The organism is Micromonospora sp. NPDC005254 (assembly GCF_042872525.1).
In the GTDB taxonomy this organism is placed as follows: domain Bacteria; phylum Actinomycetota; class Actinomycetes; order Mycobacteriales; family Micromonosporaceae; genus Micromonospora.
Genome location: NZ_JBIAKM010000004.1, coordinates 152713 through 173729, shown reverse-complemented (window position 1 = coordinate 173729; position 21017 = coordinate 152713). Strand labels below are relative to the sequence as shown.

General features: G+C 72.8%; 22 protein-coding genes. 12 read left to right on the top strand and 10 right to left on the bottom strand.

The window, feature by feature from the left end:
• Positions 1–62 precede the first annotated feature (62 nt).
• The 3 genes from ACFYPR_RS13950 to ACFYPR_RS13940 form a co-directional block, all read right to left on the bottom strand.
• Positions 63–1424: a hypothetical protein gene (locus ACFYPR_RS13950; RefSeq protein WP_387260233.1), complete on the bottom strand. Its 1362-nt coding sequence runs from the start codon at positions 1422–1424 to the stop codon at positions 63–65.
• A 104-nt stretch (positions 1425–1528) separates the two neighbouring features.
• Positions 1529–1777, bottom strand: coding sequence for a hypothetical protein (locus ACFYPR_RS13945; RefSeq protein WP_354853781.1), 249 nt, complete (start codon positions 1775–1777; stop codon positions 1529–1531).
• Positions 1778–1901: 124 nt separating this feature from the next.
• Positions 1902–2378, bottom strand: a complete 477-nt coding sequence (locus tag ACFYPR_RS13940; protein ID WP_387260230.1) for a MarR family winged helix-turn-helix transcriptional regulator — start codon at positions 2376–2378, stop codon at positions 1902–1904.
• Between the two features lie 74 nt (positions 2379–2452).
• On the opposite strand from ACFYPR_RS13940, the gene ACFYPR_RS13935 reads away from it, so the two are divergent.
• The gene (locus ACFYPR_RS13935; RefSeq protein WP_387181171.1) at positions 2453–3007 is read left to right on the top strand and encodes a carboxymuconolactone decarboxylase family protein; all 555 of its coding nucleotides are present in this window, start codon (positions 2453–2455) and stop codon (positions 3005–3007) included.
• A 46-nt stretch (positions 3008–3053) separates the two neighbouring features.
• On the opposite strand, the gene ACFYPR_RS13930 is transcribed toward ACFYPR_RS13935, so the two are convergent.
• Complete coding sequence (locus tag ACFYPR_RS13930; RefSeq protein ID WP_387181174.1) at positions 3054–3929, bottom strand: alpha/beta fold hydrolase; 876 nt, start codon at positions 3927–3929, stop codon at positions 3054–3056.
• Positions 3930–4064: 135 nt separating this feature from the next.
• Here ACFYPR_RS13930 and ACFYPR_RS13925 point away from each other — a divergent pair, with 135 nt between their 5' ends.
• The 4 genes from ACFYPR_RS13925 to mqnP all read left to right on the top strand — a co-directional run bounded on the left by ACFYPR_RS13925 (position 4065) and on the right by mqnP (position 7602).
• The gene (locus tag ACFYPR_RS13925) at positions 4065–4871 is read left to right on the top strand and encodes a helix-turn-helix transcriptional regulator (protein ID WP_355064760.1); all 807 of its coding nucleotides are present in this window, start codon (positions 4065–4067) and stop codon (positions 4869–4871) included.
• Positions 4868–5050 (top strand): DUF397 domain-containing protein, encoded by a 183-nt coding sequence (locus ACFYPR_RS13920; RefSeq protein ID WP_355064799.1) that lies wholly within the window; start codon positions 4868–4870, stop codon positions 5048–5050. Before ACFYPR_RS13925 ends, ACFYPR_RS13920 begins: the two co-directional genes overlap by 4 nt.
• Positions 5051–5230: 180 nt before the next feature.
• Positions 5231–6691, top strand: a complete 1461-nt coding sequence (locus tag ACFYPR_RS13915; protein ID WP_355064762.1) for a menaquinone biosynthesis decarboxylase — start codon at positions 5231–5233, stop codon at positions 6689–6691.
• The gene (gene mqnP, locus ACFYPR_RS13910; RefSeq protein WP_355134226.1) at positions 6691–7602 is read left to right on the top strand and encodes a menaquinone biosynthesis prenyltransferase MqnP; all 912 of its coding nucleotides are present in this window, start codon (positions 6691–6693) and stop codon (positions 7600–7602) included. The genes ACFYPR_RS13915 and mqnP overlap by 1 nt, the downstream gene beginning before the upstream one ends.
• On the opposite strand, the gene ACFYPR_RS13905 is transcribed toward mqnP, so the two are convergent.
• The gene (locus ACFYPR_RS13905; protein ID WP_354853798.1) at positions 7599–8561 is read right to left on the bottom strand and encodes a terpene synthase; all 963 of its coding nucleotides are present in this window, start codon (positions 8559–8561) and stop codon (positions 7599–7601) included. The two genes, mqnP and ACFYPR_RS13905, sit on opposite strands and share 4 nt — an antisense overlap.
• A 161-nt stretch (positions 8562–8722) precedes the next feature.
• Here ACFYPR_RS13905 and ACFYPR_RS13900 point away from each other — a divergent pair, with 161 nt between their 5' ends.
• Complete coding sequence (locus ACFYPR_RS13900; protein WP_355064764.1) at positions 8723–9352, top strand: UbiX family flavin prenyltransferase; 630 nt, start codon at positions 8723–8725, stop codon at positions 9350–9352.
• Between the two features lie 100 nt (positions 9353–9452).
• Here ACFYPR_RS13900 and ACFYPR_RS13895 read toward each other — a convergent pair whose 3' ends face one another.
• Positions 9453–9719 (bottom strand): BldC family transcriptional regulator, encoded by a 267-nt coding sequence (locus ACFYPR_RS13895; RefSeq protein WP_007454516.1) that lies wholly within the window; start codon positions 9717–9719, stop codon positions 9453–9455.
• Between the two features lie 269 nt (positions 9720–9988).
• Between ACFYPR_RS13895 and ACFYPR_RS13890 the strand changes: the two genes are divergently transcribed.
• Genes ACFYPR_RS13890 through ACFYPR_RS13880 form a run of 3 tightly spaced genes read left to right on the top strand, consistent with a single transcriptional unit; the run spans position 9989 to position 12457 of the window.
• Positions 9989–10447 carry an Lrp/AsnC family transcriptional regulator gene (locus ACFYPR_RS13890; RefSeq protein ID WP_354853802.1) on the top strand — a complete coding sequence of 153 codons (459 nt, stop codon included), beginning with the start codon at positions 9989–9991 and terminating at the stop codon, positions 10445–10447.
• Positions 10448–10503: 56 nt separating this feature from the next.
• Positions 10504–11334, top strand: a complete 831-nt coding sequence (locus ACFYPR_RS13885; protein WP_387260224.1) for an SDR family NAD(P)-dependent oxidoreductase — start codon at positions 10504–10506, stop codon at positions 11332–11334.
• A gap of 31 nt (positions 11335–11365) precedes the next feature.
• Positions 11366–12457, top strand: coding sequence for a PLP-dependent cysteine synthase family protein (locus ACFYPR_RS13880; protein WP_387181184.1), 1092 nt, complete (start codon positions 11366–11368; stop codon positions 12455–12457).
• A gap of 76 nt (positions 12458–12533) precedes the next feature.
• Here ACFYPR_RS13880 and ACFYPR_RS13875 read toward each other — a convergent pair whose 3' ends face one another.
• From ACFYPR_RS13875 to ACFYPR_RS13860, 4 genes are all read right to left on the bottom strand, one after another.
• Complete coding sequence (locus tag ACFYPR_RS13875) at positions 12534–13154, bottom strand: putative glycolipid-binding domain-containing protein (protein WP_355064801.1); 621 nt, start codon at positions 13152–13154, stop codon at positions 12534–12536.
• Between the two features lie 109 nt (positions 13155–13263).
• On the bottom strand, positions 13264–15186 hold the full coding sequence (locus tag ACFYPR_RS13870) for a DEAD/DEAH box helicase (RefSeq protein ID WP_387260221.1): 1923 nt from the start codon (positions 15184–15186) through the stop codon (positions 13264–13266).
• A 259-nt stretch (positions 15187–15445) separates the two neighbouring features.
• Entirely contained in the window at positions 15446–17113 is a 1668-nt protein-coding gene (locus ACFYPR_RS13865) for a hypothetical protein (protein ID WP_387260218.1), read from the bottom strand.
• A 112-nt stretch (positions 17114–17225) separates the two neighbouring features.
• Entirely contained in the window at positions 17226–18779 is a 1554-nt protein-coding gene (locus tag ACFYPR_RS13860) for an NlpC/P60 family protein (protein ID WP_387260628.1), read from the bottom strand.
• 237 nt (positions 18780–19016) lie between these two features.
• On the opposite strand from ACFYPR_RS13860, the gene mqnE reads away from it, so the two are divergent.
• The 3 genes from mqnE to ACFYPR_RS13845 all read left to right on the top strand — a co-directional run bounded on the left by mqnE (position 19017) and on the right by ACFYPR_RS13845 (position 20989).
• Complete coding sequence (mqnE, locus tag ACFYPR_RS13855) at positions 19017–20186, top strand: aminofutalosine synthase MqnE (RefSeq protein WP_354853815.1); 1170 nt, start codon at positions 19017–19019, stop codon at positions 20184–20186.
• Between the two features lie 23 nt (positions 20187–20209).
• The gene (locus ACFYPR_RS13850) at positions 20210–20647 is read left to right on the top strand and encodes a hypothetical protein (protein ID WP_354853818.1); all 438 of its coding nucleotides are present in this window, start codon (positions 20210–20212) and stop codon (positions 20645–20647) included.
• A 63-nt stretch (positions 20648–20710) separates the two neighbouring features.
• Positions 20711–20989: a DUF4229 domain-containing protein gene (locus ACFYPR_RS13845; protein WP_387260214.1), complete on the top strand. Its 279-nt coding sequence runs from the start codon at positions 20711–20713 to the stop codon at positions 20987–20989.
• Positions 20990–21017: the final 28 nt, after the last annotated feature.

Below are 21017 nucleotides of genomic sequence, written 5' to 3'. Positions count from 1 at the left end.
GACGACGCGCGGGCCGGCCACGGAATCGTCCGTGACCGGCCCGCCGTCTTTCGTTGCCCTGGTCAGCTCACGGTCACCGGGGCGATGTCGTTGCTCGGGTCGTCGTCAACCCGGGGGTAGCGGCCGTACGGCTGCACCTCGCCGGCGGCTCCGGTGAGGCTGTCGATGCGCAGGTCGAAGGTGACCGTGTGGCTCGTCCCGGCCGGGAACACGGCCCCCGGCCCGTTGCAGTACCAGGTCGTCGGGGCGTCTCCGGCGGTCTCATCGTCGCCGTTGAGCCAGCAGCCCGACGGGTTGGCGAGCACTGTGGTGCCGGCCGGCGGCACGAAGAGGAAGGCGCCGACGCCGTCACCGGAGTTGGTGGCGTCCGGGACACCGGGGCCCTCGTTGCGGAGGCCCACCGTGACCCGGACGGTGTCACCGACGGCCCCGGTGACGGTTGCGCCCTCGGCGACGATGTCGAAGGCGCCCTGGACGTTCCGCAGGTAGGTCTGCCCGCCAGCGCCGGTCACCTCGACCGGGATCACGCCGAGCGGCCGCCCGACCGCGCGCAGCCGCAGTGCCTGGTCGGCCTCGCGGCGCGCGAGTTTCACACCACTGGGCAGCGGCCCGGCGCTGGCCAGCGGCTCCACGATCTGCGTGATCCGCTTGTCGCCGAGGGTGGCCGGGCCGACCGTGGTGGCGAGCCCGCCGCGCAGCTCGTGCCGCTGGCCGGGCGCGAAGGTGCCGCGCACGGTGCAGACGGCCACGGTGGCGAGCACCTGGTCGGTGCCGTACCGGCAGTTGCGGTAGCTCGCCGGGACCAGGCCCACCGGGAAGCGCATGGTGAGCCGCAGGTCCACGGTCGGCTGGTCACCGGCGTTGACCACGGCCACCGGGACGGGGTGCGTGTCGCCCACCTCGACGCCGGAGACGTACTCGTCGACCATGTCGAGCAGGTCGGGCCCGGACCGCACGGTGATCGTCGCCTGCTGGGTGTACGCCTCGGTCTGCTCGCCGAACGCCGTGTAGTCGAGCGTGCCGGTCACGCCGTCGGCGGCACCGGGAGCGGCCCGGAACACCACCGGCACGGTTCCGGTGAGCGTGCCGAAGTCGTCGACGGCGTTCGGTGGCATCGGGCAGGTGACCGAGGTGGCCCCGGTGACGCACCAGTCGGGGAAGCTGGCGGTGGCCACGCCGGCCAGGCCGGCCAGGTCGATGGTCACCCGGGGCTGGGTGGCCCCGGTGCTGGTCAGGGTGAGCGGCACCGTCCGGGCGGGAGCACCGGGGCCGCCGACCGTCAGGTCCCCCAGCCAGCCGCTGACCCAACCGGGGTCGTCAGCGGCCGCAGCGGGACCGGCCACCACGCCGACCGCCGTGGTGGCCACGACCAGCGCGCTCAGACCGCGCAGGAGCCTGCCACGCGTAACGTGCACAGATCTCATCGATCTCCTTGGTGAGGGATGAGCCGGTCGGTAGAAGCCGGGGCTGCTGCGACCCGACCCGACCGGCACCCCTGATCCTAGAGATCGCCTGTGACAGTTCTCGATCAGTCGATCGGAGCCTGAATACCGTCGGAACGGGCCTCGCCGCGTGGCGGCGGCCCGGGTCGCCAGCGGCGCAACGCCCGCTCGACCTGGATGGTGACCTGATAGGACACCTCGGGCAGGTCGGCCAGCCCGATCCGCTCGCCCCGCAGCGCCACCTGCGCGTGCAGCTCCCGGGCGATGGTGTCGCGCAGCTCGACCAGCAGCGGCGACAACCCGTCCGGGTCGCCGTCGACGTACGCGTCCGACATGCCCCCAGCCTGCGCCGGGGTCCGGCCGTTCGGCCAGGACCGGTGAGATGTGTCCGCAGGGCTTGACCCACGCCGATGGGGTGGCGTCCTGCACACCACGTCGGCGATCCGGTGTGGAGCAGGGTCAGCCGCCGAACCAGCCCGGCACGTCCAGGCGGAACCAGTTGGCCGAGGCCATCGTGCGCAGGTCGTCCTCCAGGGCGGCGACCCGTTCCTCGCCCAGGGCCTCGGCCCACTGCTCGCGCAGCCGGTCGAAGATCTCCGCCGAGCGGCGTAGCCCGTCGGCGCCGTGTTCCGTCACCCGGACCAGCCGGCGGCGGGCGTCGGACGGATCGTCGACCCGTTCCAGGTAGCCGACGGCGACCAGCCGGTCGACCGTCTTGCCGGCCGCCTGCTTGGAGATGCCCAGCCGTTGGCCCAGCTCGGTGGCGGTGGTGCCGTGCACCCCGACGGCCTGCAACACGAAGCCGTGCAACGGGCGCAGCTCGGGATGCCCCTGCCGGGCCAGTTCGGCGTGCAGGTCGTCGATCAGGGTGCGGAAGCCGGCCAGCAGCAGCAGCGGGAGTTGGAAGCCGGGCCGGGCGGGATCAGCGGTTGCCATGTTCGACAACCACGTTTACTATTTGGTCAACCACGTTGACCATCTTACGGCGTACGCCGTGGAAGCAGGTAACCATGTCCGTCTTTCCCGTCCACACCGCCGAGACCGCACCCACCGCCGCCCGCCGGACCGTCGAGGGCGTACGCGGCCGGTTCGGCTGGCTGCCCACCCCGGTGGCGCTGATGGCCGAGTCGCCACAGCTGCTCAGCGGCTTCCTCACCGCCAGCGCGGGCTTCGAACAGACCAGCCTCGCGCCGGTGGAGCGGGAGGTGGTCATCCTGACCGTCTCCACCTCGCACGAATGCCACGTCTGCGTGGCCCTGCACACCGGCAAGCTCACCGAGATCGGCGCGAGCACCGCGCTGATCACCGCGCTGCGCGCCGGCACGGAGCTGCCCGAGCCGGGACTGGAGGCGCTGCGCCAGTTCACGCTGGCCGTGCTCAGGCACCAGGGCGCGGTGCCCGACGAGGAGTTGGAAGCCTTCCTGGCGGCCGGCTACCAGCCCCGGCAGGCGCTGGAGGTGGTGCTCGGCGTCGGGGCGTACACGATGTCCGCCTTCGCCAACCGGCTCACCCGCGCGCCGCTCGACCCGCCGCTGGCCGCCCACGCCTGGGCGCCCGCCGCCTGACCGCCGCATCGCCCGCCGCCGCAGGGCTGACCAGCGGCGGCGGCCCTCAGCCCGCACCGAGGAAGTCGCGCAGCAGGGCCAGCATCTCGTCCGGGCGTTCCTCGTACAGCCAGTGTCCGCAGTCGTCGATCACTTCGCCGCGGACCGTGTCGGCGTACCGGCGGACCTGCTCGGCGACCTGTCCACCGAGGCTGGCCGACGCGCCGACGGCCAGCACCGGCATCGTCAGCTTCGTGGCCCGGTACGCCGCGTTGTCGACGATGTCCTGATCGAACGCCCGGAAGTAGGCGAAGCTGGCCCGCAGGTGCGCCGGGTCGCGCAGGTGGCGGGCGTACTCCTCGATGTCGGGAGCGGCGATGCTGCTCTTGCGCACCATCAGGGCATCGGTGAACCGGTCCACCCAGAGCGACTCCCGCCCGCGGACCAGCTCCTCCGCGAGCCCGTTGCCGATCGAGAAGAAGCCGAAGTTCCACACCCCCGGCCCGGCCGCGGTGAGCGCGGGGAACGTGTAGATGCTCTCGTCGGGAATCGGCGCCTCGGTGAGCGCCAGCCGGCTCACCCGCTCCGGATGGGCGGCGGCGTACGCGTACGCCACCATCGTTCCCAGGTCGTGCCCGACCACTCGCAGGTCGGCGGTCAGGCCGAGCTGGTCGAGCAGTCCGTGCAGGTCAGCGGCCACCGTCTTCTTGTCGTACCCGCCGGCGGCGGCGTCGCTGTCCCCGAAGCCGCGCAGGTCGGGCGCGACCACGTCGTAGGAGCGTCCCAGCTCGGGCAGCAGGTGCCGCCACATGTGCGAACACTGCGGATAGCCGTGCAGCAGCACCAGTGGCGGGCCGCTGCCGCCCCGGACGTAGTTCATGGTGATCTCGCCGATCCGCGCCTGTTGCTCAGTAAACCCCGCCGGCATCCGCTCCGCCCCCATCGCTGCCTCCGTCCGCCCGCTTTGAGACTCGCGATACCCCGATATGGCCGTTGGATGCTGACTCAGGGTCGCGAGTTCGCTACCTTGCGGCAGGCGGATCGATGTGGTCCTTCATTCACGGCGGGAGGCGGGCGAATGGCCCCAGTGGTGTCGACGGTGGCGATGATCCGGGACCAGCTCCGCCGGTCGCGGCTCGCGGCCGGCATGAGTCAGGAGGAGTACGGCAAGCGGGCGCACTACTCGCCCTCCATGGTGTCGGCGGTCGAGTTGGGCCAGACCGTGCCCAACCTGGCGTACCTGACCCGGGCCGACGAGGTGCTCGACACCGGTGGGCTGCTGGTCTCGCTGCGCGAGCTGGGCCGGCGAGACGGTGAGCCGGTCTGGTTCCGGCCCTGGTTGGAGGTCGAGCGGGTCGCCACCCAGTTGCGCTGCTTCGAGTCGACGATGATCCCCGGCCTGTTGCAGACCGCCGACTACGCCCGCGCGGTGTTCCGGCTCGACCTGGGGCTCACCGCCGAGCGGGTGGAGGAGTTGGTGGCCGCCCGGCTGGAGCGGCAGGTGATCCTCGACCGGGAGCATCCGCCACAGCTCACCGCCGTGATCGACGAGGCCGCGTTGCAGCGCTTCGCCGAGGGCTGCGCCGGGGTGTTGGCCGATCAGCTCCGGCACCTGGTGGCGTGCGCCCGTCGGCCGCACATCCGGGTGCACGTGCTGCCGCAGGCGGTCGGGCTGCACGCCGGCCTGTTCGGGCCGTTCATCCTCGGTCGCACCGCCGACGGCAGTTGGCTCGGCTTCCTCGACAACCAGACCGGCGGCACCGCCGTCGACGAGAACAACGAGGTGGCGACCCTGCTCGGAAGGTGGGAGAGTCTGCGCAGTGACGCGCTGCCCCGGCAGCAGTCCATCGACCTGCTCGAGGAGATCGTGAAGCCATGGATCTGACCGGAGCCCGCTGGCACAAGTCCACCCGGAGCGGCAACAACAGCGGCGCCTGCGTCGAGGTCGCCGACAACCTGCCCGACCGGGTGCACGTCCGCGATTCCAAGGACCGCGACGGCGGCGTGCTGACCTTCAGCCCGGCCGCGTGGCGCGCCTTCGTCGAGCTGGCCCGCACCGACTGACCGCGCCGAACGACCGCGCCGCCGGTCCAGGAGCTGTCGCTGGGCGGTGGCCCGCGCCGACCTGGCCGGTGGCCGCGCCGCGCCCGCCGGAGCCGCGGACGGCAGTCGACCCCGGGCCGTCGCGGGTGTCACAGCACCCGCTGTGGGCCACCCCGGACCCGGTGCGGGAGACTGGGCGTCATGGCGGCTCGTGGCTTCCCGTACACCGATCTCAAGGACTTTCTCGCGGCGCTGGAGCGCGCGGGGGAGCTGCGTCGGGTCGACGTCCCCGTCGACCCGACCCTGGAGATCAGCGAGGTGGTCACCCGCACGGTGCGCGCCGGTGGGCCGGCGCTGCTCTTCGAGCACCCCACCCGGGGCGAGATGCCGGTGGCGATCAACCTGTTCGGCACCGAGAAGCGGATGGCGATGGCCCTTGGCGTCGACTCGCTGGACGAGGTCGGCGCCCGGATCGGCGCGCTGATCAAGCCGGAGCTGCCGGTCGGCTGGTCCGGCATCCGCGAGGGCCTCGGCAAGGTCATGCAGCTCAAGTCGGTGCCGCCGCGCAAGGTCAAGACCGCGCCCTGCCAGGAGGTCGTCTACTCCGGCGACGACGTCGACCTGGGCCGGCTGCCGGGGTTGCAGGTGTGGCCCGGCGACGGTGGGATTTTCCACAACTACGGGCTGACCCACACCAAGCACCCGGAGACCGGCAAGCGCAACCTGGGCCTCTACCGGCTCCAGCAGCACGGCCGGAACACGCTGGGCATGCACTGGCAGATCCACAAGGATTCGACCGCGCACCACGCGGTCGCCGAGCGGCTCGGCCAGCGCCTGCCGGTCGCGATCGCCATCGGTTGCGACCCGGTCGTCTCGTACGCGGCCAGCGCGCCGCTTCCCGGCGACATCGACGAATACCTGTTCGCCGGGTTCCTGCGGGGCGAGCGGGTGGAGATGGTCGACTGCCTCACCGTCCCGTTGCAGGTGCCGGCGCACGCGCAGATCGTCCTGGAGGGCTACCTGGAGCCCGGCGAGCGGCTGCCCGAGGGGCCGTTCGGCGACCACACCGGCTACTACACGCCGGTCGAGCCGTTCCCGGTGCTGCACATCGAGACGATGACCACGCAGCGCGATCCGGTCTACCACTCGATCGTCACGTCGAAGCCGCCGCAGGAGGACCACGGCCTCGGCAAGGCCACCGAGCGGATCTTCCAGCCGCTGCTCAAGCTGATGATCCCGGACATCGTCGACTACGACCTGCCGGCCGCCGGGGTGTTCCACAACTGCGCGATCGTCTCCATTCGCAAGCGCTACCCGAAGCACGCGCAGAAGGTGATGAACGCGATCTGGGGCGCGCACCTCATGTCGCTCACCAAGCTGATCGTGATCGTCGACGAGGACTGCGACGTGCACGACTACAACGAGGTCGCCTTCCGCGCGTTCGGCAACGTCGACTACGCCCGTGACCTGCTGCTGACCGAGGGTCCGGTGGACCACCTCGACCACTCGTCGTACCAGCAGTTCTGGGGCGGCAAGGCCGGCGTCGACGCGACCCGCAAGCTGCCCACCGAGGGCTACACCCGCGGTTGGCCGGAGGAGATGACCATGGCCCCGGAAGTCGCGGCCCTGGTCGACAAGCGCTGGAAGGAGTACGGGATCTGATGGCCGTCCTCGACGCACCGGTGGAGAAGCCGGGCCGGGTCAAGTCCTTCCTCAAGCTCGTCGCGATCGAGCACTCGGTGTTCGCGCTGCCGTTCGCGTACCTGTCGGCGCTGACCGCCATGCAGGTCAACGGCGGGCACGTGCGGTGGCTCGACCTGCTGCTGATCACCGTGGCGATGGTCGGCGCGCGGACGTTCGCGATGGCCGCCAACCGGATCCTCGACCGGCGCATCGACGCCCGGAACCCGCGTACCGCCGGACGGGAACTGGTCACCGGGGCCGTGAGCGTGCGGACGGCCTGGACCGGCGCGGCCGTCGCGCTTGTGGTGTTCCTCGCCGCCGCCGCGCTGCTCAACCCCCTCTGCCTGGTACTGGCGCCGCTCGCCGTGGTGCCGCTGGTCGTCTACCCGTACGGCAAGCGGTTCACCAACTGGCCGCACGCCATCCTCGCGATCGCCCAGGCGGTCGGCCCGGTCGGCGCCTGGCTCGCGGTCACCGGCACCCTGGACGGCTCCTGGCCGGCCTGGCTGCTCGGCGCGGCGGTCGGCCTGTGGATCGGCGGCTTCGACCTGATCTACGCCTGCCAGGACTCCGAGATCGACCAGGAGATCGGCGTGCGCAGCGTGCCCGCCCGGTACGGCCGGCGCTTCGCCCTGCACGCCTCCACCGTCGCGCACGTGGTGACGTTCGCGCTGTTCATCTGGTTCGGCGCGCTGGTCGGCTTCGGTTGGCTCTGGTGGATCGGGCTGGCGTTGACCGCTGTCGCGTTCGGCTACCAGCACCTGGTGGTCAGCCCGACCGACCTCAGCAAGGTCAACCGGGCGTTCTTCACCGCCAACGGCTTCGTCGGCATCGCGCTGTTCGTGTTCGCCCTGCTCGACCTGGTGATCCGCCTCGACCTGCGCCCCTAGGCGTTGGTCGGGTAGCGGGCGCTCTCCAGCGTCCAGTCGATGGTGCCGCGCACCGCGTACGCGACCCCGTCGAGATGGTCGGTGACCGCCTCGTCCAACGCCGGCCCGAACGACGGCACGGCGGCGCGGAGCGCCACGAACTGTCGCATCGACTCCCGCCAGCGCTCGGCCACCCGGTCGACCGCCTCCGCCGCCGACACGCCCTGCTCGGCCTGCGTGGCCAGGACCAGGTTGTGCCCGCCCGAGGTGGCCCGGTCCCGGTCCAGCGAGGCCACGTCGTTGTACCAGGAGAGCAGGTCGTTGCCGGTGCGCGCGACCTGCCGCAGCAGCGGATGGTGGTAGACCGCGTCGGGCAGCGGTCGGCCGCTGACGAACTCCACCAGCGGGTACGACACCTCCGCCGCCGAGGTTTCCCGCCGCAACTCGACGTACTCGCCGACGCTGGGACGGCGGCCGGCCTCCTTGTTGACCGCCTCCCGCCAGGTGCCGTCGAGGTGCCGGGCCACCGCGTCGGCGAAGCGCTGCCGCCACCGGGCCGGCATCCGGCGGCGCGGCTCCCGCCAGGCCAGCACCAGCAGCCGCCGCAGCGGACCGGTCAGGCCGCCGTGCCGGAGCCGGGGGCCGTCGTGCAGCAGTGCCAGCGTCCCGTCGCGTAGCGCCCGGATCTGCGCCGGATCGAGCCGGTTCGGCCCGTCGCACGCGTCGTCGACGAGGAAGAACCAGGTGAAGAGGGCGGTCAGCACCCGCAGGTCGGCTTCGCTGGCGTCCGGGTAGAGCCGCCCCGCGTACCGGGCGAAGCCGCCCCGGGCCAGCCGGTGCAGCGCGGCGTCGTCCAGCGGCAGACCCAGCTCGGGCAGCAGACCGAGCAGCCACTGCTGGACCCGGTCCGCGTGCGGCGAGGACCGGGCCGGAATCGGGCATTCGGCGCGCAGCGCCCAGAGGACCTCGCCGGTCGTCACCGATGCCTCCCGCGCGATCTGCTCCCGGTGCGAATCGCCACCGGCAGCATGTCAGGTCGGCGGGACGAGCAGAGACCCGCCCGGACATCTCGGACGGCTCGCGTCGACCGGATCGCGGGGGTGCCCACCGGCGTGCGATGCCGACCAGGCAGGCTGAAGGTATGCGGGAACCATGGGTGGTCGGGGTCTCCGGAGCCTCCGGCACGCCGTACGCGGCGGCCGTCGTCGGCGGGCTCCTCGACGCGGGCGAGTCGGTCGACCTCATCGTGTCCCGGGCGGCACGGCTCACCGTGCTCGACGAGACCGGCCGGTCGTTCCGCGACGCGCACTGGGCCGAGGACCTCGCCGCCTGGCTCGGCCGGGACCTGACCGACGCGGACGTACGGCACTGGCCGGCGGGTGACCTGGCCGCCGGGCCCAGCAGCGGCTCCTACCGGGTACGCGGAATGGCGGTCGTGCCCGCGAGCACGGCGGCCTGCGCGGGCATCGCGATCGGGCTCTCCAAGGACCTGCTGCAACGCGCCGCCGAGGTCAACCTCAAGGAGCGCCGACCGGTGGTGGTGGTGCCCCGGGAGACGCCGGTGACCCGCAGTCACCTGGAGCATCTCCTCGCGTTGCACGACGCCGGGGCGGTGGTGCTGCCGGCCAGCCCCGGCTTCTACGGCGCGGGCGCGGCTGCCAGCGCGCAGCAACTGGTCGACTTCGTGGCCGGCAAGGTGCTGGACGCGCTCGGCGTGCCACACACCCTGTTCCGCCGCTGGTCCGGCCAGCTCGGCGCGGCCCGGGGCTGAGCCGTCGGCTCAGCCTGTTCGGCCGGGACGCCCGGCCGGTTGTCGCAGCGGGACGCGGACCGGACTGGTGTCCGGTCCGCCTGACGTTGTCCGCACCAGTTCAGTACATGCCGGCGTTGGCCGGACCCGGCCCGGTGGAGGCAGCCGGACCCACGTTGCGTGGCTTTCCGACCTCGTCCACCTCGTCCAGCATGCCCTCCCCCTCAAGCAGGGCCCGCACCTCGGATTCCCGAAACCGGCGATGCCCGCCTGGAGTCCGGATGCTTCCTATCCGGCCGGCCGCCGCCCATCTCGTCACAGTTTTCGGGTCCACCCGAAACAGCGCGGCGACCTCACCCGGTGTCAGCAGGCGATCTCCAGTGTCCACAGCCCCCTCCTCGCGTCGACGAAGCCCCTGGCTGAACACACTGCCCCCGGCTGGTGCGAGCCCAGAGCCGTCATGAGGGACGTATGGCAATTACAGCACCAGGGACCTGGCCTGTCCGCCAAACGCGAAAAATGCACTGACTGGGAAGTTAGTAAATGGTACTGGTGCAACCCCTACCTAGACGGTCAGTTTATGAACGGTTACTCACTGTTCTGACCAACGGATGCCGAAGGCGTCGCGTTACGCCCAACACGTTAAGGTCACTCTCCGTGGACGCCATCGACCTGAGCCTCGTCGACCTGCTGCGGGGCAACGCCCGCCTCTCGTACGCCGAGCTTGCCCGGCAGGTGGGCCTCTCCGCCCCCGCCGTGCACGAACGCGTCGGCAAGCTGGAGAGCAGTGGCGTGGTCCGGGGCTACCGCGCGGACGTGGAACCCGAGGCGATCGGCCTGGGTGTCACGGCGCTCATCGGCATCGTCGAGGACTCCGGCGCGGACTCCGACGACATGCTGGAGTCGCTGCGGGTGCTGCCCGAGATCGAATCCTGCTACTTCATGGCCGGCGTCGAGTCGTTCCTGCTCAAGGCCCGGGTCGGCACGATCGCCGAGCTGGAGCAGCTCATCGTGCGGCTGAACCGGACCCCCGGGGTCGCCTCGACGCGCACCGCCATCGCCCTCTCCACCAAGTGGGAGAACCGCCCCCAGCCGCTCGGCCCGCCGCCCGCCTGACCCTGCTGCGCCGCGTACCCCTGGTGCCGTCCGGCGCGCGGCGGTAGCGTGCGCCGATGACCTTGCCGGGACGCGGCGCGGCCGTGGTGACCGGGGCCGCCGGCGGCCTGGGCCGCGCCGTCGCCGCCGCGCTGCACGCCGACGGCTGGTCGGTGCTGCTCACCGACCTCGACCCGGACGCGGCAGCGGCCGCCGCCGTGCCGTTCGGCGGCTGGTCGGCCGCACTGGACGTCCGCGACGAGGCCGCGTGCGCCGAGATCGCGGCGACCGCCGCGAGTCGAGGCGGCCTCGGCCTCTGGGTCAACAACGCCGGCATCCTGGTCACCGGCCCCTCCTGGGAGCACGACGGGCCGACCCGCCGCCGGGTGCTCGACGTCAACGCGCTCGGTGCCATGAACGGCACACTCGCCGCGCTGGCGGTCATGCGCGACCAGGGCCACGGCCACGTCCTGAACATCGTCTCGCTGGCCGGGCTCATCGCCGCACCTGGCGAGACGGTGTACGCCGCCAGCAAGCACGCACTGCTGGCCTTCAGCCTCGGCACCCTCTCTGACCTGCGGATGGCCGGGTACCGGCGGGTGCACGTCTCCTGCCTCTGCCCGGACGGCATCTGGACCCCGATGCTGCACGACCGGCTGGACGACCCGGGCGCGCTGGCCTCGTTCACCGGGTCGATGCTGACCCCGCAGCGGGTGGCCGCCCGGGCGGCCCGGCTGGCCCGCCGGCCCCGCCCGGTGGTCAGCCTGCCCCGCTGGCGAGGCGCCCAGGTCCGGCTGCTGGACGCCCTGCCCCGACTCGCCGTCGGACTGAGCCCTCTCGTCCAGGCCGTCGGCCGGGCCGGGCAACGCCGACAGTCACGCCGCTCGACGCCTCCGGACCGCGGCTGAGCGCCGCTGGCCTGCTTGCTAGGTTTCCCGCGTGACTCATCTCGACCGGTGCGACGAGGCCAGCCGCAGCTGGGTGACCGAGGCGATCGCCGCCGTCGAGGCGGACGCGAACCGCTCGGCCGACACCCACCTGCTGCCGTTCCCACTGCCCCGGGACTGGGGAATCGACCTCTACCTCAAGGACGAATCGTCACACCCGACCGGCTCGCTGAAGCACCGGCTGGCCCGTTCGCTGTTCCTCTACGGCCTCTGCAACGGCTGGATCGGGCCGCGCACCACGATCGTCGAGGCGTCCTCGGGCTCCACGGCGGTCTCCGAGGCGTACTTCGCCCGGATGCTCGGGTTGCCGTTCATCGCCGTGATGCCCGCCTCCACCTCGCCCGAGAAGATCACGCAGATCGAGTTCCAGGGCGGCCGTTGCCATCTGGTGGACGACCCGGCGGGCGTCGTGGTCGAGGCCCGCTGGCTGGCCGAGGACTCCGGCGGCCACTTCATGGACCAGTTCACGTACGCCGAGCGGGCCACCGACTGGCGGGGCAACAACAACATCGCCGAGTCGATCTACGCGCAGTTGGGGCTGGAACGCCACCCGATCCCGGCGTGGGTCGTCGTGGGCGCCGGCACCGGGGGCACCAGCGCCACCATCGGCCGGTACGCCCGCTACCGCCGCCTGGCCACCAAGCTCTGCGTCGTCGACCCGGAGAACTCCGCCTTCTATCCGGCCTGGCTGGCCGCCGACTGGTCGGTGCGCACCGGCAGGGGCTCCCGCATCGAGGGGATCGGTCGGCCCACCGTCGAGGCGTCCTTCCTGCCGTCGGTCGTGGACCGGATGGTCCAGGTGCCGGACGCCGCCTCGCTGGCCGCGATGCGCGCCGGCTCAGCGGTGCTCGGCCGCCGGGTGGGCGGCTCCACCGGCACCAACCTGTGGGGCGCGTTCGGCCTGATCGCCGAGATGCTCGCCGAGGGCCGGACCGGCTCGGTGGTCAGCCTGATTTGTGACGCCGGTGACCGGTACGCCGACACGTACTACTCCGACGACTGGGTGGCCGCCCAGGGCCTCGATCTGGCGCCCCATGCCGCCACCATCGAGCGCTTCCTGACCAGCGGCGCCTGGCCCGCCTGAGCAGCGCGTCCCCTGCTCCTAGGGCTCTGCCTCCGTGCGGCCTGGCTTCGGCTGCGGGCCTGTCGGATCGGCTCGGTCACCGTGGGTCGATGCGCTCCGCCAGGCCGGGGTAGCGCACCACGTAGCCGTCGGCGTCCAGGTCGATGTCGGCCGTGAAGGTGCCGCTGGCGAACCGGACCCGGCCCGGCCCGAGCCCGGTGTAGATCTGCTCGGCCGGCACCACCTCCAGGCCGGGCAGCAGCACCCACGCGACGGTGATCCGGCGCGGCATGTCGGCCGGCCCGCTGGTCAGCCCGAGCCGGCGCACCGGGACGGCATTGAACAGCGGCGAGCCGCTCAGGTCGACGTCGAGCGCCTCGGCCAGGCGATCCGGGTCGTCGGTGCCCGGCAGGCCGGACCGGGGATGCCCGGCCCTGGTCAGCGCCGCGTCCAGGTCGCCCTGCTCGGCGGTGGTCACCCGCCACCGGGACGCGGCCCGCTCCAACGTCACCCGGCGCAGCCAGCCCGACCCCTCGGCCTCGACCTCGACGCGGGCGGTGCTCCAGTCGGGCGCCGTGGTCAGCCGGTAGCGGGCGGTGAACGGAATCGGGTCCACGGCGAGCAGCGTGCCCCGCGCCGCCAACCCGTCGCCGTCGGTGAACAGAGCCTGCTCACTGCCGGCGGTGTCCGTCCGGGACCAGAAGATCGACTTCGCCATGGTCGCCATGAGCCGGACGTTACGCGACCAGACCGACATCGGCCACGGCATGCGCGAACGCCGCCGCGAAGCGTGGGCTCCGCGACGGCGTTCCGGTGGATCAGTGGGATCAGTGGGTACGCGCCGCCGGCCGGCCGCCGAAACCGCGACGGTCGTCGCGCGGCCGGTCGTCCCGACCGCGACCCTCGGAGCGGTAACCACCCCGGGTGTCCCGGTCGGCGAAACGCCGCTCGTCGGTGGGCCGGTCGCCGTACTGCCGGTCGCCGGTCGGACGGTCGCCCGTCGGACGGTCGCCGTAGCGGCGCTCACCCTGCGGTCGGTCGCCGTACTGCCGGTCGCTGGTCGGACGGTCGCCGTAGCGGCGCTCACCCTGCGGTCGGTCGCCGTACTGCCGGTCGCTGGTCGGACGATCGCCGTAGCGGCGCTCGCCCTGCGGTCGGTCGCCGAAGCGCCGCTCGCCGGTCGGTCGGTCGCCCCGGCCGTCCCGGTCGCCGAACTGCGGGCGGTCGCCGTAGCGCCGTTCGCCGGTGGGTCGGTCGCCGTAACCCCGGCTGTCCCGATCGGCGTAGCGGCGGTCGCCCTGCGGGCGGTCGCCGTACTGCCGGTCGCCGGTCGGGCGGTCGCCGTAGCGGCGCTCACCCTGCGGGCGGTCGCCGTAGCGGCGCTCGCCGGTCGGCCGGTCACCGAAGCGGCGCGGACCCCCGGAACGGTCGTCGAAGCGGCGCGCGCCGCCGGAGCGGTCGCCGAAGCCGCGAGGCTCCGCTTCCACGCGAACCGGGACGCCACTGGGCTCGCGGGCGCCGATCAGCTCGGCCAGCACCGGGTCGCCGACCCGGACGCGGGTCTCGGCCGGCGCCACGCCGGCCTTCTCCAGCATGGCGAGGGTGGTACGACGCTGCTTGGGCAGCACCAGCGTGGCGACCGCGCCGGACTCGCCGGCCCGGGCGGTGCGGCCGGCGCGGTGCAGGTAGTCCTTCGGGTCCTTCGGGGGGTCGACGTGCAGCACGAGGGTGACCCCGTCGACGTGGATGCCCCGGGCCGCCACATCCGTGGCGACCAGGACGTTCATCCGGCCCTCACGGAACTCGGCCAGGGTCTTGGTCCGCATCCGCTGGGTCTTGCCGCCGTGCAGCCCACCGGCCCGTACGCCGACCGCCGCGAGCTGCTCGACGAGCCGGTCCACACCCAGTTGGGTGCGGGCGAAGACCATGGTCCGCCCGTCCCGGGCGGCGATCGACGCGGCCACCGGGAACTTCTCGTGCGGCGGGATCAGGAGCATGTGGTGATCCATGGTGGACACCGACGCGGTGGACGGCGCGGTGGAGTGGGTCACCGGGTCGTTCATGAACCGCCTGACCAGCGCGTCGACGTCACCGTCGAGGGTGGCCGAGAAGAGCAGCCGCTGACCGTTGGCCGGCGTCTTCGCCAGCAGTTCGGTCACCTCGGGCAGGAAGCCCATGTCGGCCATCTGGTCAGCCTCGTCGAGCACCGTCACCTCGACGTCGTCGAGCTGGCAGATGCCCCGCTCGATCAGGTCGCCGAGCCGGCCCGGGGTCGCAACGATGACCTCCACGCCGCGCCGGAGCGCGTCGATCTGGCGGTCGTACGGAACGCCGCCGACGGCGGTCTTCAAGAAGATGCCGACGGACTTGCCCAGCGGCACCAGCGCATCGTTGACCTGCATGGCCAGCTCACGGGTGGGAACCAGGACCAGGGCGCGCGGCCGCATCGGCCGGGCCCGGTTGCGGGTGGCGAGCCGAGCGATCATCGGCAGGCCGAAGGCGAGCGTCTTGCCCGACCCGGTCTGCCCACGGCCCAGCACGTCCCGGCCGGCGAGGGCGTCCGGAACGGTGGCCCGCTGGATCTCGAACGGAGCGGTGATGCCCTGGCGGGCCAGGGCACGAACCAGCGGCTCGGGCAGACCCAGGCCGGCGAAGTCGATCGGCTCGGCGGTCTCGGACGGAGTGTTCTCGGTCGAGACCGGCTCGGCCGCGACGACGCTGGACGTCTCCGGGGCTGCGTCGATCGCCACCGGGGTGGAATCGAAAACGGACGAAACGGTGCTGGAGTCAGCAGAGGTGGTCAACAAATGCCTTTCGAGCGGGGCGCATCTTCGCGATGGCCTGCCGCGGCTGTGCCGCCGGATCGCCCGCAAGATCGCCCAAGGGCGCGCACCACGCGCGCCGGGTCAGTGATCTCGACCAGTGTACGGCGCTTCGGCGAAGCCGCCAGCCGGTTGACCGACGGTAGTGGGCGGACTCACGGACCCGCGAACCCGCCCGGCCGCCGGATCAGCCGTTGAGCACGCTGCCCACCAGGCCGTCCAGGGCATCGTTCGCGAGCAGGACGACCAGCACGCTGATCCCCACCAGCAGCCCCAACGCGGCGATCAGGACGATCACCACCCGGGTGTTTCGCGATCGCTCGGCCGGCGTGTCCGACCAACCCTGGGCGAGGATGTGCCCGGTCAGCGACCCGGAATTCTCCACCGCCGCGTTGGCCGGCAGGGCGATCGTGGCGAATCCCGGCCCCTCACCGCCGCCGTAGACGGTGCCCGCCAGGTCGGTGCCGCCGTTGCGCCTTCCGGCGTGCGGGCCGGCCGGCGCGTCCCGCCGGGCGGGGCCTCCCGGCGGCGTGGTCGTCCGGTAGCCCGTACCACCGGTCGCCGGCGTGCCGGCGGTGGACGGTGGCCAGCTCGGCAGCGCGGGCGCCGGCACCACCGGTGGGGCCGAGACAGGAGCCTCGGCCCGTGCGCCGCTCGGGGCCGACGTCGCGGCATCCGATGTCCGGGCGCTGCTCGCGGCCGACGTCGCGGCACCCGACGTCCATGCGTTGCTCGGGGCCGACCAGGCGGCATCCGACGTCCCTGCGCCGCTCGGGGCCGGCGGTGCGGCATCCCGGCTCGGCTGTGCCCCGGTCGGGGCGACGTGCGAGGCGTTGACGGTTCGGGGTGCCGCGTCGGTCACGGACGGCCACGCGGCCGGCGGCGCGGAGACCGAGGCGGTGGCCCGTACGCCCGGCGTGCCGATCGTCGCCGGGGGCGGCGGGAACGGTGGCGCCGGCATCGGACCGGGCGGCGGCGGTGGCGCGGGCACCGGCGGGCCGGGCGGCGGCATCGGCGGCCCGGGAACCGGTGGTGTCGGCGGACCCGGCATGGGCGGCAGCGGCGAGGGCGGCGGCACGGGTGGCCCTGGCACGGGCGGCACCGGGGCCGGTGGCGGCGTGGGGGAGGGGCCCGGCGTCGGCGACGGGCCGGGCGGGTACGGACCCGGACTCGGCGCGGGCTCCGGGTCACCGGGCCCGGGAGGCGTCGGTTCCGGGGTCGGCGGCTCGGGAGGCTGCACCGGCTCCGGAGGCTGCGCCGGCTCCGGTTGCTCGGGATTGACCGGCCCCGACCGGTAGACGGCGGACGTGCTGGCCCGGGAGTCCGGCGTGCCCTCGCTGCCGGCCGCGACCCGGCTGCTGCCCGGCACCGTGGCGCTGGCCCGCGCGGGAGCGGTCGAGGTGGCTCGCTGGCCGGGCAACGGGACGCCGACCGGGCTGGCCGAGCCGGTCGCCCGGTAGGTGGTCGCGCTGGCCGGGGCGCTCGCCGGGAGATCACCGGGCAGCGCTCCGACGGTCGCGACGCTCGCGCGGGCCCGCACCGGGGCCGCGGCGGTCGGGGCAGGGGCAGCGTCATCCGGCGCCGGCTGCTCGACGTCCGCCTCGCGGGTGTGCGTGATGGCAGCGTTGTCGCCGGGAGCGTCGTCAGTGCCAGCGTCGTGCGCGGCGTCGTCCTCGGGCGCGGCGGCGTTCACGTCGGGCGTGGCGGCCTTCGCGTCGTCCGTGGCAGCCTTCGCGTCGTCGGCGGCCTCCGTGGGGGCCTGCCCGTCGAGCGTGCCGGCGGCTTCGCCGTCGAGCGGGCTGGCCTTCGTCAGCGTGGAGTCGACACTCTCCGCCGGATCTCTCTGCTCGGCCATCTCCGCCCTCCGCGCCACGCTCGCACCCGGCCCGTGACATCGGACCGGGTGTGCCTGGTTGTCACGGTGCCACAGATCGTCCCGGGCGGACAGCCGGAGCCCGTGTGGCGGCTCAGCGGTCGGTGCTCGGGCTGTTCGTCGGGCTGTCGCTGGACGTCCCGCTCCGGCTGGTGGACGGTGTGGCGGCCGCGGAGGCTGATGCGCTGGCCGGTGCCGTGGTGGGTGGCGGCGGCGGGGTCGACGGCGTGTTCGTCGGGCTGCCCGTCGGGGTCGGCGTGCTGCTGCCGGTGGGCTTCGGGGTCGGGGTGCCGGTGGGCTTGGGGGTGGCCGTTCCGGTCGGCTTGGTCGTCGGCTTGGTCGTCGGCTTGGTCGTCGGCGTCGGCTTCGCGGTGGGGGTCGGCTTGGTGGGCGGGGTCGGCGTGGTGGTGGGGGGCGGCGGAAGGGGCACGGTCGGAGTCGGCACCGCCCCGATCACCCGGGTCGCGGCGTAGAGCCGGGACCAGCCGACCACCGAGATCTTGACCACGTCGCCGGTCGTGGGCGCCTGCACCATCTTGCCGTTACCGATGTACATGCCGACGTGGTGGATCGTGGTCCAGCTGCTGCCGGAGGCGAAGAAGAGCAGGTCGCCGGGGAGCAGTGCGCTCTGCGGCACGGTGCGGGAACGGGTGGCCGCGTACTGGTCGCGGGAGACCCGGGGCAGGTCGAAGTAGTCGGCGCCCGGGGACCGGTACGCCGCCCACATCAGACCGGAGCAGTCGAACTCGTCCGGCCCCTCCTCCGACCACTTGTACGGGTCGCCGAGCTGGGCGAGCGCGTACCGGACGGCGGCCAGCGCCCGCGGGTGCGCGGACATCCCGCTGCTGCTCTGGCCGACGACGTAGCCCGCGCCCAGCTGCTGCTCGGCGGCCTCCTGCTGACGCTCGAGCTCGATCAGCTGCGTGGCGTTGTCCTTGCGCAGTTTGAGCAGGCTGGCCTCGGCGGTGCGCAGCGCCTTCTCGCCGGTGGCGAACTCGGCCTCGGCGGCGTCGACGGCGGTCTTGGCCGTGGCGTGCGCCTGGTAGGCGGCCTGCTCGTTGGCGCGAGCCCGGGACAGCTCGCCGGCCACGGCGGTGGTGGCGCCCTCGACCTTCTCGCCACGGTTGATCCGCTGGAGCCGGCTCAACCCCTGGATGTCGTTGGCGAAGTCACCGGGCGGCAGGGCGGCGGCTGCCTTGACCGCGTCCGAGGCGGCCGCGTCGGCTGCCTGCTGGGCGCGGAGGAGGGCGTCCTGCGTGGTCGCCAGCACCTTGCCGGCGGCGGCGAGCTGGGCCTGCGCGTCGGTGCGTTTCTGCCGGGTCAACAGGAGTTGGTCGCCGAGCAGGCCGACCTGGCTCTCGGCGGCGGCGATCTGGGCGGCCAGCGGGCCGGCGCCGATGTTGACGACCGGCGGGGCGGGGATGCCGGCGACGGGCGGGCTGCCGGGCACCTGCGGCGCGCCGATCGACGGCGGGCGGGCGCCGGTGTCCGGCACCGTCGTGGGCACGGCGGGCTCGGCGTACGCGGGAGTGGCCAGCACGGCGGCGGCGATCGCGCCGAGCAGGGCTGCCCAGAGCTTCGGTCGCAGCACCGGCGAGATCACCGGGCTCCGTCGTCGCTGCCGTCGCCCGCGCCCGCTGTCGACCATTCCACTCCCCGTCCGGTGCTCGGCGCCGCGCTCGGTGGGCACGGCCGTCGGGACGGTACCAGTGTGTGAGTTCCGCCCCACCTTGTCTTACCGCACGACGGCAGTGATGTCGATGCATCGGTGGGTTACGGGAGGCTGAGAGTCCGGTGAAGTGGATCGCTGCCGCCGACCGTGCCGCCGGGGCCACCGGAACGCCGACGTACCCTCGGGAGGGACCGCAGGTGGAAGGGACGTGCCATGGACGCCGGACTCAAGCGTGAGCTCGAAGCGAAGGTGTACGCCGGTGAGCGGCTGAGCCGCGAGGACGGCATCGCCCTCTACGACAGCGACGACCTGACCTGGTTGGGGCGGCTGGCGCACCACAAGCGCACCGAGCTCAACGGCGAACGGGTGATGTTCAACGTCAACCGTCACCTCAACCTCACCAACGTGTGCTCGGCGTCGTGTGCGTACTGCTCGTTCCAGCGCAAGCCGGGCGAGAAGGACGCGTACACGATGCGCATCGACGAGGCGGTCCGCAAGGCCAAGGAGATGGAGGACGAGCAGCTCACCGAGCTGCACATCGTCAACGGCCTGCACCCGACGCTGCCGTGGCGCTACTACCCGAAGGTGCTGCGCGAGCTGAAGGCGGCGCTGCCGAACGTCAAGCTCAAGTGCTTCACGGCGACCGAGGTCCAGTGGTTCGAGAAGATCAGCGGCCTGAGCGCCGACGAGATCCTCGACGAGCTGATGGACGCCGGCCTGGAGTCGCTGACCGGCGGTGGCGCGGAGATCTTCGACTGGGAGGTCCGGCAGCACATCGTCGACCACGCCTGCCACTGGGAGGACTGGTCGCGCATCCACGCCCTGGCGCACCGCAAGGGCATGAAGACCCCGGCAACCATGCTGTACGGCCACATCGAGGAGCCCCGGCACCGCGTCGACCACGTGCTGCGGCTGCGCGAGTTGCAGGACGAGACCGGCGGCTTCGCGGTCTTCATCCCGCTGCGCTACCAGCACGACTTCGTGGACTCGGCGGACGGCAAGATCCGTAACCGGATCCAGGCGCGCACCACGATGGCCTCGCCGGCCGAGTCGCTGAAGACGTTCGCCGTGTCCCGGCTGCTCTTCGACAACGTGCCGCACCTGAAGAACTTCTGGGTGATGCACGGTCTCTCGGTGGCCCAGCTCTCGCTGAACTTCGGCGTGGACGACCTGGACGGCTCGGTGGTCGAATACAAGATCACGCACGACGCCGACTCGTACGGCACCCCGAACACCATGCACCGTGACGACCTGCTGCACCTGATCTGGGATGCCGGGTTCCAGCCGGTCGAGCGGGACACCCGCTACAACGTGGTCCGGGAGTACGACAAGGCGCCGTCGCTGGCCGAGCGCCGCGCCGAGCCGCAGCAGGTCTGGGCCTGAGGCACCACGTACCCTCGCAGTCGATGACCGAGCAGCGCGGAGCCGAGCAGCAGGGCGGGTTTCCCCGGCGGGACGCCGAGGGACGCGTGCGTACCCTGGGCGATCTGCTCGGGGTGTGCCTGGCCGGCGTGGTCATCGGCGTGCTGGCGCTCGTGCTGTTCGAGTGGGCGTTCGCCTCGTTCGGCGCCGGCGACTTCGGCCACACCAACGGTTGGCTGGCGGTGATCCTGCCGGCCTGGCTGTTCTGGGACGATTTCCGGGCCTGGGATTTCGGCGCGGCCCGGGTGGTGGCGGCGTTCGTCGCGCTGGCGGTCGCGGTGCTCGTGGGGCTGCTGGTCGCCGGGCTGGCCGCCGGGTTCCCGCCGCTGCTGTCCGGCGCGTTGGGGGCACTGGCGTTCACCGTGGCGTACGCGCTGGTCTGGTTCCGCGGCGTCCGTTGGCTGGCCCGCCGGACCGGCTGACCCCGACCAGGTTGACTCTTCCGCCGGCACCGGCGGCTGACGGAGAGAACGGAAGTGGTGCAGGTGAGCGCGGCGGTCAAGTACACGCTGGGCCGGATCGGACTGTTCGTCGCCGTGCTGGCGGGTCTCTGGCTGGTCGACATGAACGTGTTCCTGAAGCTGATGCTGGCGCTGGTCTTCTCCGCCGCGCTCTCCTTCTTCCTGTTGCGCGGCTGGCGCGACGAGATGGCCGAGGAGATGGCCAGCGCCGCCGAGCGCCGCCGCACCGAGAAGGAACGCCTCCGCGCGGCCCTGGCCGGCGACGACGACCACCCCGACGAGCCTGAGCGCCGGCAGCCGTAGGGCCGGAACGCCGATCCACCGCCGTGAT